This window comes from Salipiger sp. PrR007 (assembly GCF_010499845.1).
GTDB lineage: Bacteria > Pseudomonadota > Alphaproteobacteria > Rhodobacterales > Rhodobacteraceae > Salipiger > Salipiger pacificus_A.
This window is the reverse complement of the sequence record NZ_JAAGOZ010000072.1, coordinates 119,947-133,706: the sequence shown is the minus strand read 5'-3', so window position 1 is coordinate 133,706 and position 13,760 is coordinate 119,947. Positions and strand designations below refer to the sequence as shown.

At 66.3% G+C, this 13,760-nt stretch carries 10 protein-coding genes; 6 read left to right on the top strand and 4 right to left on the bottom strand.

The features are described from left to right. Positions 1-45: 45 nt before the first annotated feature. The 6 genes from G0Q01_RS22915 to G0Q01_RS22890 all read left to right on the top strand — a co-directional run bounded on the left by G0Q01_RS22915 (position 46) and on the right by G0Q01_RS22890 (position 10,631). Positions 46-1,599 carry an ABC transporter substrate-binding protein gene (locus tag G0Q01_RS22915; protein ID WP_164197879.1) on the top strand — a complete coding sequence of 518 codons (1,554 nt, stop codon included), beginning with the start codon at positions 46-48 and terminating at the stop codon, positions 1,597-1,599. Next, entirely contained in the window at positions 1,599-2,558 is a 960-nt protein-coding gene (locus G0Q01_RS22910) for an ABC transporter permease (RefSeq protein WP_164197880.1), read from the top strand. The genes G0Q01_RS22915 and G0Q01_RS22910 overlap by 1 nt, the downstream gene beginning before the upstream one ends. Before the next feature lies 1 nt (position 2,559). Next, positions 2,560-3,384, top strand: a complete 825-nt coding sequence (locus G0Q01_RS22905; protein WP_164197881.1) for an ABC transporter permease — start codon at positions 2,560-2,562, stop codon at positions 3,382-3,384. After that, positions 3,381-4,982: an ABC transporter ATP-binding protein gene (locus G0Q01_RS22900; RefSeq protein WP_164197882.1), complete on the top strand. Its 1,602-nt coding sequence runs from the start codon at positions 3,381-3,383 to the stop codon at positions 4,980-4,982. Before G0Q01_RS22905 ends, G0Q01_RS22900 begins: the two co-directional genes overlap by 4 nt. Before the next feature lie 42 nt (positions 4,983-5,024). Beyond that, positions 5,025-7,019: a CocE/NonD family hydrolase gene (locus G0Q01_RS22895; RefSeq protein WP_164213897.1), complete on the top strand. Its 1,995-nt coding sequence runs from the start codon at positions 5,025-5,027 to the stop codon at positions 7,017-7,019. Positions 7,020-7,238: 219 nt separating this feature from the next. Beyond that, positions 7,239-10,631: a calcium-binding protein gene (locus G0Q01_RS22890; protein ID WP_164213896.1), complete on the top strand. Its 3,393-nt coding sequence runs from the start codon at positions 7,239-7,241 to the stop codon at positions 10,629-10,631. A gap of 42 nt (positions 10,632-10,673) precedes the next feature. Here the strand turns inward: G0Q01_RS22890 and G0Q01_RS22885 are convergent, their stop codons facing one another. The 4 genes from G0Q01_RS22885 to motA all read right to left on the bottom strand — a co-directional run bounded on the left by G0Q01_RS22885 (position 10,674) and on the right by motA (position 13,698). Then, positions 10,674-11,858, bottom strand: coding sequence for a carbohydrate porin (locus G0Q01_RS22885; protein WP_164197885.1), 1,185 nt, complete (start codon positions 11,856-11,858; stop codon positions 10,674-10,676). Positions 11,859-12,150: 292 nt separating this feature from the next. Beyond that, entirely contained in the window at positions 12,151-12,585 is a 435-nt protein-coding gene (locus tag G0Q01_RS22880; protein ID WP_164197886.1) for a flagellar FliJ family protein, read from the bottom strand. Further along, positions 12,575-12,835, bottom strand: coding sequence for a hypothetical protein (locus G0Q01_RS22875; RefSeq protein ID WP_164197887.1), 261 nt, complete (start codon positions 12,833-12,835; stop codon positions 12,575-12,577). Before G0Q01_RS22875 ends, G0Q01_RS22880 begins: the two co-directional genes overlap by 11 nt. Beyond that, positions 12,832-13,698 (bottom strand): flagellar motor stator protein MotA, encoded by an 867-nt coding sequence (gene motA, locus G0Q01_RS22870; protein WP_108970252.1) that lies wholly within the window; start codon positions 13,696-13,698, stop codon positions 12,832-12,834. Before motA ends, G0Q01_RS22875 begins: the two co-directional genes overlap by 4 nt. Positions 13,699-13,760: the final 62 nt, after the last annotated feature.

Below are 13,760 nucleotides of genomic sequence, written 5' to 3'. Positions count from 1 at the left end.
CCGGCCAAGAGCCGCGTATAAGCAAGAATTCACAGGAGAGACGACATGACGAAACTTCATGACATGTCCGGCATCAGCCGTCGTGGCCTTCTCGCGGGGGCTGCCGGCATGGGCCTCGTGGGTCTCAGCGGCCTGCCGCTGCGCGCGCAGGAGACCTCGCGCAAGGGTGGCACGCTGAAGCTCGGGATCAGCGGCGGCTCGACCACCGACGATTTCGACATCCGCAAGCTCGCCGACTGGGTGCCGGTGAACCAGGCCTACATGGTCATGAACGGCCTCGTCGAGATCGACTCCGACAACATCGCCCAACCCGAGCTGTTCTCGGCCTGGGAAGCCGAAGAGGGCGCCGCCGCATGGGTGTTCGACATCCGTCAGGGCGTGTCCTTCCACAATGGCAAGAGCCTCACCGCCGACGACGTGATCTACTCGCTGAACCTGCACCGTGGCGAGAGTTCGTCAGCGGCGCGTTCGATCCTCGCGCCGATCACCGAGATCGAGAAGCTTTCGGATCACCAGATCCGCATCACGCTCGAGAGCGGCAACGCTGATCTGCCGTACCTGCTGTCGGATTATCACCTGCTGGTGGTGCCCGAAGGCTTCGACGACTGGTCCAACCCCGTCGGCACCGGCCCCTTCATCCCCGAGCGCGTCGAGCCCGGCGTGCGTGGCCGCTTCGTGCGCAACGAGGACTACTGGAAGCCCGGCTGCGCCAACGTGGATGCCGTCGAGGTGGTGGTGATCAACGATGTGACCGCCCGCACCAACGCGCTGATGTCGGGCCAGGTGCACGCGATCAACGCGGTGGATTTCAAGACCGTCACCCTGCTGGGGCGCAACCCCAAGCTCGAGATCGTCCGCTCGGCCGGCGGCCAGCACTTCACCTTCCTGATGGATTGCACGAAGGCCCCGTTCACCGACGTGAACGCACGTCTGGCCATCAAGTACGCCGTGGACCGCGAGCAGTTGCTGAAGACGGCGCTCAACGGCTTTGGCCAGCTGGGCAATGACCACCCGATCCCGCAGACCGACCGCTTCTACAACTCCGAGCTGGAACAGCGCGCCTACGATCCCGAGAAGGCGCAGTTTCACGCCAAGAAGGCGGGCTTCGATCCGCTTGCCGTCACCCTCTCGGCCTCCGATGCGGCCTTCTCCGGCGCGGTCGATGCGGCGGCGGTGTTCCGCAGCGCGGCCACTGGCGCTGGCGTCGACGTGACCATCAAGCGTGAGCCGGCGGACGGCTACTGGAGCGACGTGTGGATGCAGGTGCCGTTCTGCATGTCCTACTGGGGCGGCCGTCCGACCGCCGACCAGATGCTGTCGATCGCCTATGAGTCCAGCTCCTCCTACAATGACACGCGCTGGAGCAACGAGCGTTTCGATGCGCTTCTGAAAGAGGCCCGCGCGCTGCTCGACGAGGAGAAGCGCCGCGAGATCTACTGGGAGTGCCAGGCGCTGATCCACGAGGACGGCGGCGCGATGATCCCCATGTTCGGCGACTACCTCGACGCGGTGTCGAAGGATGTGAAGGGCGTGAAACCCCATGCGATGTTCAACCTGATGGGCGCGCGCATGGCCGAGAAGGTCTGGCTGGAAGCCTGATGGGTTCGCTGATCGCAAAACGCGCGGGCCTCGGGCTGCTGACGCTTTGGCTGGTCTCGGTTCTGGTGTTTGCCGGAACCGAGATCCTGCCGGGCGACGTGGCCGGGGCCATCCTCGGGCAGAGCGCCACGCCCGAGTCCCTCGCCGCGCTGCGCAGCGAACTGGGCCTCGATGTGCCCGCGCTGCAGCGCTATTTCGACTGGCTGGGGGGCATCCTCACCGGCGACATGGGCCGCTCGATGGCCTCGGGTCAGCCGGTCTCGGACCTGCTCTGGCCGCGGTTTTGGAACACCATGGCGCTGGCGGCCTACGCCGGGGTCATCGCGGTGCCTCTGGCCGTGGGTCTCGGCATCCTCGCCGCCGCCAAGCGGGGCACGATCTTTGACCGCGCCGCCAATGTCGCCGCGCTCGCCTTCGTGTCGCTGCCCGAGTACTTCCTTGGCCTGCTGCTGGTGCTCTGGCTCTCGGTAAAGACCGGCTGGTTGCCGAGCCTTGCCGACACCTACGAGGGCATGGGTCTCGCCGCCTGGTTCAACGCCACCACGCTGCCGATGCTGGTGCTGGTCATGGTCACCATGGCGCAGATCCTGCGCATGACCCGGACGACGGTTCTGGGCGTGATGGACCAGCCCTATATCGAGACCGCCTTCCTCAAGGGGTTGAAGAACGGCCGGGTGGTCATGCGCCACGCGGCGCCCAATGCCGCCGCGCCGATCGTCAACGTGGTCTCGTTCAACATCGCCTACCTCATCACCGGCGTCGTGCTGGTCGAGGCGGTGTTCAACTACAACGGGCTGGGCCGCTTCATGGTCGATGCCGTGTCGAAGCGCGATCTGCCGATGGTGCAGGCCGCCGCGATGATCTTCGGGGCCGCCTACGTGATCCTCAACATGATCGCCGACATTGCCGCCATCGCGCTCAATCCCCGCCTGCGCCACCCGCGTGGAAAGGAGGCGTAAGATGTCCCGCCTCTCCAACATCCCGCTGCCCGGCTGGATCGGCATGGCGCTGATCGCCGCGAATGCAATCCTGTTCCTCTTCGGGCCGATGCTCGCGCCCTTCGGGCAGGAAGAGATCGTCGGCATGCCCTTCGACATGCCGCAGCCGGGCCACCCGCTGGGCTTCGACCAGAACGGCCGCGACATGCTCTCGCGCCTGCTCTACGGCGCGCAGATGTCGATCGGCATCTCTCTCGCCGCCGTGTGCCTGTCCTTCGCCGTCGGCGTGCCGCTCGGCATCCTCGCGGCGATCCGCGGTGGCTGGCTGGACCTGGTGCTGTCGCGCGTCGTCGATACCGTCATGTCGATCCCGGTGCTGATCTCGGCGCTGGTGGTGCTGCAGGCGCTCGGCTCGTCGCTGCCGGTGCTGATCGTCACCATCGCGCTGCTCGACAGCACCCGGGTGTTCCGCCTTGCACGGCTCGTGGCGCAGGGGATCAACGTCATGGAATACGCCGAGGTCGCCCGCCTGCGTGGCGAGCGCCTTGGCTGGATGATCCGCAAGGAGATCCTGCCCAACGCCCTGCCGCCGCTGGTGGCCGAGTTCGGCATGCGCTTTTGCTTCACGTTCCTCTTCGTGGCGGGGCTGTCGTACCTCGGGCTTGGCGTGCAACCGCCCTTCGCCGACTGGGGCGGCATGGTGCGGGACAACCAGCAGGGCATCCTCTACGGGCTTTACGCGCCGCTCTTCCCCGCCGGTGCCATCGCCATGGTGACCATCGGGGTGAACCTCACCGTCGACTGGCTGCTCGCGGGCCACACCACCGTGCAGGGAGACAACCGATGAGCGATATCCTTCGTATCCGCGACCTGCGGGTTGCCACCGCCGAGGGCGTGGAGCTGCTGCATGGCGTCTCGCTCGATCTGGAGCAGGGCGAGATCCTTGGCCTGATCGGCGAGAGCGGCGCGGGCAAATCGACCATCGGCCTTGCGGCCATGGGCTACGGGCGCGGCGGCTGCCGGATCACCGGCGGCAGCATCGAGTTGGCGGGCCGCGACCTGGCGTCGTCCTCAAAGTCCGAGCGCGAAGCCGTGCGCGGCGCGCGCATCGCCTATGTGGCCCAGAGCGCGGCGGCGGCCTTCAACCCCGCGCACCGGCTGGAACGGCAGATCATGGAAGGCCCGCTGCGGCATGGGCAGATGAGCGCCGCCGAGGCCCGCGCCTGGATGATCGAGCTCTTCACCGCGCTCGGGCTGCCGGAGCCCGAAACCTTTGGCCGCCGCTACCCGCATCAGGTCTCGGGCGGGCAGTTGCAGCGGGCGATGGTCGCCATGGCCATGTCGTGCAAGCCCGACATCCTCGTGCTCGACGAGCCGACCACGGCGCTCGACGTGACGACGCAGATCGAGGTGCTGCTGCTGCTGCGCGAGACGATCCGCAAATACGGCACCTCGGCGCTCTACATCACCCATGATCTCGCGGTGATCGCGCAGGTCGCCGACCGGCTCATGGTTCTGCGCAACGGGGCCGAGGTCGAGACCGGCACCACCGAGCAGATCCTTGCCGCCCCGCGCGAGGAGTACACGCAGCGGCTCGTCTCCGAGCGGCAGGCGAGTCTCAACGCCGAGGCGGGCGCGCATCACCGGACGGGCGAGGAAATCCTGCGGATCGACAACCTCTCTGCCGCCTATGGCAGGACGCCGGTTCTGCATGACGTTGACCTGTCGGTGAAGCGCGGCGAGACCGTCGCAATCGTCGGCGAATCCGGTTCGGGCAAGTCGACGCTGGCGCGGCTGGTATCGGGCCTGCTGGCCCCCTCTGCGGGGCAGGTGCGCTTCGATTCCGAGGCGCTGCCCGTGACCTACCGCAAGCGCTCGCCGGATCTCTTGCGCCGCATCCAGCTGATTTACCAGCTGCCCGACGTTGCGCTGAACCCGCGCCAGACGGTGGCCGAGACCATCGGTCGCCCCTTGCAGACCTTCCGCGGGCTCAAGGGCAAGGCGCAGCGGGACGAGGTGGCGCGTCTGCTCGAGATGATCGGCCTTCCGGCCGAGATGGCGAACCGTCTGCCCGGCGCGCTCTCGGGCGGGCAGAAGCAGCGCGTCTGCATCGCCCGTGCGCTGGCCGCCGAGCCCGATCTGATGATCTGTGACGAGGTCACATCGGCGCTCGACCCGCTGGTCGCCGAGGATATCCTGCGCCTCTTGCGCAAGCTGCAGGACGAGCTGGGGATGACCTACCTCTTCATCACCCACGACCTGTCGGTGGTACGGCGGCTCGCGGACCGGACGGTGGTGATGCAGAAGGGCCGGATCGTCGAGGAGGCGGAGACCGCCACGCTCTTCGAGGCGCCGCGTGATCCCTACACCCGCAAGCTCTTGGACTCGGTGCCGCAGCTGGATCGCGGGTGGCTCGACAAGGTGCTGGCCGCCCGCGCGTCCTGACCCAAACAATCATCTGAATACACACGATAAACGGAAGTCATCATGGCCACCGAATTCATCGAACACGTCTGGATCCCGATGCCGGATGGCACGCGGCTCAGCGCCCGGCTCTTCCTGCCCGAGGGCGCCCGCAGCCACGCGGTCCCGGCGGTTCTGGAGTACATTCCCTACCGCAAGCGCGACGGCACCCGCGGCCGCGACGAGCCGATGCACGGCTATTTCGCGGAACACGGCTATGCCGCCGTGCGCGTCGACATCCGCGGCACCGGCGAGTCCGAGGGCCACATGGCCGACGAGTACCTCGAGCTGGAACAGGACGACGCCTGCGAGGTCATCGCCTGGATCGCGGCGCAGGACTGGTGCGACGGCAATGTCGGGATGATGGGCAAGAGCTGGTCGGGGTTCAACTCGCTGCAGGTCGCCGCGCGCCGTCCCCCGGCGCTGAAGGCGATCATCACCTGCTACTCCACCGACGACCGGTTCAAGGACGACATTCACTTCATGAATGGCTGCCTGCTGAACGACAACCTCTGGTGGGGTTCGATCATGATGGGCTACCAGGCCCGTCCGCTCGATCCTGAGGTGGTCGGCGAAAGCTGGCGCGAGGACTGGCAGAAGAGACTGGAAACGCTGCCCTTCTTCCCGGCTCTCTGGGCCGAGCATCAGAGCTATGACGCATACTGGAAGCACGGTTCGGTGCAGGAGGACTATTCGGCAATCCAGTGCCCGGTGATGGTCGTCGGAGCTTGGGCCGATAGCTACACGAACTCGGTGCCGCGCTTGCTGGAAAACCTGCAGGTTCCCACGCGCGGCATCATCGGCCCTTGGGGGCACGTCTACCCGCAGGACGGCGTGCCGGGCCCGGCGATCGGTTTCCTGCAAGAGGCGACACGCTGGTGGGACCAGTGGCTGAAGGGCAAGGATACCGGCGTGATGCAGGAGCCCAAGCTGCGCGCTTACATCAACGATCCCATTGCGCCCGAGACCTCGCGCCCCGACCAGCCGGGCCGCTGGGTTGGCTCCGACTGGCCGCTGGCCGAGCCTATGCGGCAGATGCACTTGACCCCCGGCGGCGCGCTCGCCGATGCGCCGGAAGAGGGCGCTCTGCTGCCGATCCGTTCGCCCCAGAGCCATGGCATTGCCGCGGGCGAATGGATGGGCGTCGGCTGCCCGGGCGAGATGCCTGCCGATCAGCGCATCGAGGACGGCGGCGCGCTGGTCTTCGAAACCGGGGTATTCGGCTCCGATCTTGAAATCCTCGGCGTGCCCGAGCTCGACCTGCACCTCGCCTCGGACAAGCCGGTGGCGCAACTGGTGGTGCGGCTCGGCGACGTCGCGCCCGATGGCAAGGTCACCCGGGTGAGCTACCAGGTGCTGAACCTCACCCATCGGAACGGCCACGAGACCCCTGAGGCGCTGGTGCCGGGACACTTCGAGACCGTGAAGGTCAAGCTCTCGGCCTGCGGCCACCGGTTTGCCGCGGGTCACAAGCTGCGCGTCTCGGTGGGCACCGCCTACTGGCCGATCATCTGGCCCGCGCCCGAGGCGGCCACGCTGACCATCGACACCGCGCGCAGCCTGCTGCACGTGCCGCAGCGTCGCGGCGGCGACGTTCATCCGGGTTTCGAGCCCCCGGCGCATGGTCCGGCCTGCCCGATGACCATGATCCGGCCCGCCAAGCTCGAGCGCCGTGTCACGACCGACTACCTAACCGGCGAGGTCACCTATGTGACCAACGGCGAGGGCGGGCTTTTCGGCGAGGGGGTGCTGCGCTTCGACGAGATCGGCACGGTGCTCTCGCACAGTTTGCGGCGCGAGCTGACCATCCATCCCGACGATCCGACCTCGGCGCGCTACAAGCTGCACCAAGTCTACGAGATGGGCCGTGAGGGATGGCAGACCGTTTCGGTGCTCGACAGCGAGATGACCAGCGATACGGAGAGTTTCTTCCTGAAGGCCCGGATGTCGGTCACGCTCAATGGCGAGGAAGTCTTCGCGAAGGACTGGTCCGAGACCATCCCGCGGCATCTGATCTGACCGCCGTCTCTTTCGGTCGGGAACGGGCGCCCCTCTGGCGGCGCCCGTTCCTGCATGCGGAATTCGTGTGGCCTGCGTGCATTGCCCGGAGTCTGGAAACGCGAAGTTTCCAAAAATTGCTAAATTGCGGCGGGAATATGTCCTAGACTGCGCGGAGTTGTTGTGGTTCGGCGCCTGCACCGTGGGCCGTGCCCTCGCATTCTGGTTCCGGTTGTTTTCATGCCCACGCTTTACCTCTTCTCCCTTCTTATCGGCGGTATCCTGTGGAGCGTGGCGGGCGGCACGTCGTCCTCGGGCGAGGAGGATGCCCCGGAGGACAGGGCCGCCGAAGATGCCGATGAGACAGCGGACCTCAATGGCGCGACGCTGATCGGCAGTGCAGGGAGTGACGCGCTTTCCGGCGGCCCGGGCAATGACACTCTGGACGGAGGTGCCGGGGACGACCTGCTTATCGGCGGGGAGGGAAATGACCAGCTCGTCGGCACGCAGGGGGCGGACAGCGCGCAGGGTGGGGCGGGGAACGACATCCTACTTTTCGTAGACGAGGCGCTCGGGGCGCCGGATGTGCTGGAGGGCGGCGCGGGGAACGACGTCCTCTGGGGCAATGACGGCGACAGGATGACCGGCGGCGCAAATGCGGATATCTTCGTCGTGCCGGTGGGGCAGGAGGGCGCCGCGCCGGTTACCATCACCGATCTCGACTTCACCCGCTTCACCGAGCAGGACGTGCCCGACCGCGTGGTCTTTGTGACGCCGGAGGGCGAGATCCTCCCGCGCGCCGCCTTTTTCGACGGCACGCTCGCGGCAGGCATCGGCGACATGCCCGACGGCAGCGGCGCGGGGATCTACATGAACGGCGAGGTGGTGGCGGTGATCGAGGGCCACACCGCCGAGGAGCTTTTCTACGAGACCGTCTGGATCGGGAACTTCTCGCCCGCGCTCACCGGCTTTTTCGACGGCGACGACGCGCTTACCGGCAGCGAGGGGCGCGACGAGCTCTTCGGCGGGAGCGGAGCGGATACGCTGGTGGGTCTTGGCGGAGGCGACTATCTCGACGGCCAGTCCGGCGACGATTTCGTCAACGGCGTCGACGAGGAGGGGGCCGAGACGGTGGGCGACACGCTGGTTGGCAACGCCGGGGACGACACGCTGCGCGGCGACGCGGGCGATCATCTTGCGGGCGCGGCGGGAAAGGACAGCTACGAGATCGTGGTGCCGCAGGGGGAGGGGGCCTTCGTTCCGATGACGCTGCACACCTATGACCTGCGGGGCAACGACGGTGCTCCGGAACTCATCACCCTGGTGCAGCCGGACGGCACGCGGCTTTCGGCAGGGGCGGCCTATGGCAGCCTGACGGTCGCGGAAGCCGAGGATGGCAGCGGCACGGCGCTGGTCTTCGAGGGCCGGGTGCTCGCGGTGATCGACGGCGTGGACGCGGCCGAACTCGGCGACCCGCGCGGCTGGCTGGGCAACCTCGCTGCCGTGACGCCGTTCGCGGCCGCCCCGCCCGCCTTCGACGGAACGCAAGTCTCGGTCACCGCGGCGATGGGTACCGGACAGGTGCTGGAGGGGGCCTATTTCGGCGGCAACCTCGTGTTCAGCGTCAACACCGAGGACGGGCTGCCTTTCGACAATTTCGGCGCTGCGGCGGATGCGCTCGACATCACCCATCTGCGCTTCCCTGCCGGGCAGGGCGACAGCGGCGATCTCGAGGAGGATGGCGCGGGGTTCCTCAATATCCTGCAGATGGAGCGGGTGGACGGGGCATGGGCGCTCCGGCACGAAGTGACTGATATGCTGGATTGGGCGCGCGAGAGTGGCGCCAAGGTAACGCTGGTGCTGCCAACCAAGAACTACAGCGTGACTGACTACGAGGCGCTCGACGGGGACATAGCCCGCTTTGCCGAGACGGTGATGCGCGACCATTCGGACGTGGTCGAAGCCTTCGAGATCGGCAATGAATACTGGAGCATGGGCGAGACCGCCTATGGGGCCAAGGCCGATGTCGCCGCCGTGGCGCTGGCGCGTGGCATGGAGGAGGCCGGCTTCGAGCCGGAGGATCAGGCGGCGATCCTCGTGCAGATGGCCTCGCCCTTCGCGGGGTCGGAATATCACGTCTCGATCGATGATCGCCCCTATTTGCAGCGCGTGCAGGATGCCAACCGCACCATCATCGGCCAACTTGGCAGCGAGGCGCGCGAGGCCCTCGACGGGGTGGTCGAGCATTACTACTACGACAAGCGGGTGACCGAGTTCGAGGGCACCAGCGGCGAGATGAACTTCATCAACCGCGACTACGCGGTTTGGGACGACGCCTTTGACAAGGAGCTCGATCTCTACGTCACCGAGTGGAATGTGCGCACCTCGGACACCACGGAGACCGGTCTGCGCTCTGCCTCGGTCATGGTCGAGATGACCTCCAACATGAACGGGCTCGGCGTCGACGCGGCGCATGTCTGGCCGGTGCAGCACAACACGCCCACCGACCTTGCCGGAAAGCAGCACGAGAACGTCCTTACCGACGCCGAGGGGCGGGTGCTGAACACGATCAACGGCGCGACATTCGATCTGATGAGCTCCAGCTTGCCGGGACTGGAACTGCTCGAGACTGACCTTTCCATCGAGGATGGCAGCTTCACCTTCCACGCCTGGCAGTCCGAGGACAGCACCGTCGTCTACGTCGCCTCGCGCGCCACCGACAGCCTCGAGCTGGAGCTCGATCTCTCGACGCTGGTGCCCGAATACGCCTCTGCCTCGGCGGTGAAGATTGGCGCGGATGTCTCGGCCAACTCCAGCGACGGGGTGCACTACGTGCCGGGCGAAGGCTTCCAGGAGGCCGACAGCCTACTGGTCAACGGCCAGCGCTACTACATCAACGAGAACGACGTGCGGGCCAAGCTGACGGATATCGCAGTCACCGGGACCAAGGTGCCGATCACCCTCGATCCCTTCGAGGTCATCGAGATCACCTTCGACACCTCGGGCATCGATGCGGCGGAGCCGGACACCGTCGGCGACACGGGCGAGCGGATCACGGGCAGCACGACAGGCGACACGCTGGAGGGGGGTGACGGCGACGATACGCTCGAGGGACTGGCGGGCGACGACAGGCTGGTCGGCGGCAAGGGGGATGACAGCGCCAATGGCGGCGCTGGGGATGACCGTCTGCTCGGCTGGGGCGGGGGTGATTACCTCAAGGGTGGGGACGGCAACGATCTCATTTCCGGCAACCAGGGAAGCGACACGCTGGTCGGCAGCGAGGGCGACGACATACTGACCGGCAACGAAGAGCATGACGTGCTCAACGGGATGGTGGGCAATGACAGGCTCTCGGGCGGGCCGGGGGCGGACACGCTGACCGGCTGGGCTGGGCGGGACGTTTTCGTGCTGGAGGAGGGCGACCTCACCGGCGGCGACGTGATCACCGATTTCACCCCCGGGAAGGACGTGATCGAGGTCGACCTGCCGGGGATCGACGATCTGTCGGACCTTAGCTTCGCGGCCAGCGAGGCGGGCATCACCATCCGCTTCGGCGCGCAGGGAAGCTTGCTGCTGCAAGGCGATCTGCGCATCTCCGACGTGAGCGCGGCGCGCAACTTCAGCTTCGTCTGAGGCGGGGCCGAAGCCTGTCCCCGCGGGGACAGGCCCGAAGGGTCAGAAGGTCGCGCGGATGCGGAATCCGACTTGGGTGTAGTCGTCGTAGCTTTCGAAGCTCGGCTTGACCCACATGATATTGCCGCCGAGGCGCCAGTTCTCGGTGAGCGCGGCCTCGTAGAAGGCCTCGACCGCCGACTCGTCCTGCAGGTTGACCCCGTAGGCCCCCAGCGCGTCACCCAGCTTGTCGGACCAGTTGTACTTGCTCCAGGCTATGCCCCAGCGGTCCCCCTGCCGCCCGTAGAGCGGCGAGTTGCCCCCGACGCCCAACAGGAACATCTCGTCGAGCGGGTTGGGGTTGCCATCGCCGTAGCCGATCTGGCCGAAGACGCCCCAGCCGACCATCGGGTTCTGGGGATCGCTCCAGAGGTATTGCTGGAAGCTGACGCCGGTGTAATTGACCCCGTCCTTGGTGCCCGCGAAGGCGTCATCGCTGGGCGAAAGCAACAAGGATTCGTAGTCGGTGCCCTTCTTGGTCGAATGGGCAATGTTGAAGCTGTAAAAGCCGGGCATGCCGTTGATCTGGGTCGTGTAGGTGGCGGTGCCATTGTAGACCACGCCGTCGTCGAAGAGATCGTCCCAGAAGTCCTCGCCTTGTGCGTTGTTCGCATCATAGATCATCAGCGTATAGATCATCGGCGCATAGTTCACCGTCAGCACGCCGCCGAAAATGTAGGGCGGGAGCACGAAGTTGCCGGGGGCGCCGATGCCGAGGTACTGGAATCCACCCTGGCCCTGTCCGCCCAGAAGCGGCACCGCCTCGGCCAGATCAATCACGTTGAACTTGCCGAAGCTGACGCTGGTGGTGTTGTTGAACTGCTGCGTGAGGGTCAGCGACAGCGTGGTCTCATTGTCCGAGGTGACGGAGGGCAGCGTCGCGAAAGTGTTGGTCGGCCAGACCAGGCCGCCTTCGCCGAGGCCGACGTAGCCGTCGCCGTCGTTGTATTCGAAGTGCCCGCTGATCGAACCTCCGGACCAGATCTCCGCGTAGTTGAGCTTGATGTCGACCCGCCAGTTGTAAAGCGCGTCGTCATCGGTGTCGCCGCTGGTTGGGACATCCGCGAAGGTGGTCAGCCCGAAGCTGAGTTGCGGCCCGCTGTTCTGCGCATGGGCGGCAAGGGGCAGGCTGGCAGAGGTCAGCAGGGCGGCAAGCAACGTCGGGCGAAATGAAAGGCGGACAGTCATGGCAAATATCCTCGTATCGGAGGTGGCTGTTCCTTGGGAAATTACGGTCCCGGCAACGCGCCGCGCCTTGATCCTTCGTGGATCCCTCGCGCGGCCCCGGAACGGCACTCATTCAAACGCAGTCTCGAAAATGCTGATTTCGCGGCGAGAAACGAAGCCGGGAAACCCTGCGAAAAGCCTTCCACAGGTGCGTGATAAAAGCAATTCTGGATCTACCGGCGCGTGAACCGGTGCTGCAAGTGTGGCGCGGCTGCCCGGTATCGGTGCAGGCGTGCGGGTCGGGGGCGGCGGGTCAGCCGGTGCGGTTCCAGCGCTGCAGCGAGAGCTCGTCCTGCGCGTCTGCCTCGCGCTTGACACGCGCCTCGCGCTCTTCGGCGAGGCGCTTGAGGCGGAGGATCTCGTAGGTCTTCTGCTCGGCCAGCGCGGCGCGCAGCTTCTCCTCGGAGCGGGCAAGCTCGGGTGCCAGCTTGGCGGCGTCGTTTGAGATGCGGTCGACCTCGGCGCGGATCGAGCGGATGAAACGCCCAAGGTAGGGGGCGCCCTCGAGCCCGTCGATCCGCGACTCGCCGGAGAGCCGCTCCAGCAGCGCCGTTTTGTCGTTTTCGAGCCTGTCCATGCGGGCGCGGATCGCGCCGGTCTCCGCCGCTTGCCGCTCGGTCTCGAGCGACTTGAGGCGCTCCATCACCTGTAGCGCGCGCAGGCGGCGCCGGGTGGCGTCAGTGGCCATCGGTCGCCGCGGCGGGGCTGTCGGGATTCGGCGCCGAGGGCATCGGCCGCTCGCCGCCGAGCGCCATCCGCATCCGGGCTAGGATGGGCTCGGGAAAGCCGTTCCCCGAGGGCGGCATGGCGTGGAACTTGCCCGGCCGTGCGGCGGAGATATAACCCAGCGTCGCCAAATCCTCCTGCGGCGTTGGTGCGCTTTCTGCCGAGGCCATGCCGGCGAAGAGCAGCAGGGGAATGGTGCGCAGAAGGCTCATGCCGCGGGCAGTTCCTTTTGCGCGGCCTCGACCTCGTAGAAGTCGGGCTGCATCCGGGTCGGAATATTGCCGCGGCCGATCTCGACGCAGATGCTCGGCGGGTGGTCGGAGACCATGGCCACGAAGATGTCGCGGATGATGTGGTAGAAGGCCGCGTCCTCTTCCTCGATCTGGGCCAGGCGGCCGGAGATCGGCTGCACCATGCAGTACGCGAGGAACACGCCGAGGAAGGTGCCGACCAGCGCGCCACCGATCATCCCGCCGAGGATCTCGGGCGGTTGGTCGATAGAGGACATGGTCTTGATCACCCCCAGAACCGCCGCGACGATGCCGATCGCGGGCAGGCCGTCGGCCATGGTCTGGATCGCGTGCGCCGAGGCCATGGCCTCATGGTGGTGCTTCTTGATCTTGCGGTTGATCACATCCTCGGTCTGGTACTTGTCGTCGAACTGCATCGACAGCATGCGGAAGCTGTCGCGGATCAGGTCGATGGCGAAATGGTCCGACGCGATGCGCGGGTAGCGCGCGAAGATGTCGCTCTCTTTCGGGGACTCGATGTGGCTGTCGAGGGCGAGGATGCCGCGGGATTTGTATATGCGCGACAGCTCGAACATCAGGTTGAGCAGGTCGGCGTAATCCTTGGTTTTCCAGCGCGGGCCCCGCACGACCTTGATCACGCCCTTGCCCGCGCTCTTGATGACCGTGAAGCTGTTGGCGATGACGAAGGCCCCGATCGAGGCGCCGCCGATCATCATGCCCTCGAAGGGCAGGGCGTGCAGCACGATGTCCATCTTGCCACCGGAGAGGATGAATCCTCCGAAGACCAGGCCGAAGACAAGGGCGAGACCGAGGATCAGCGTCATGGGGAAATCTCTGCTTGGCTCTTTTGCCGGGATGCGCCGGCTGTCATGATGAGCATATGTAA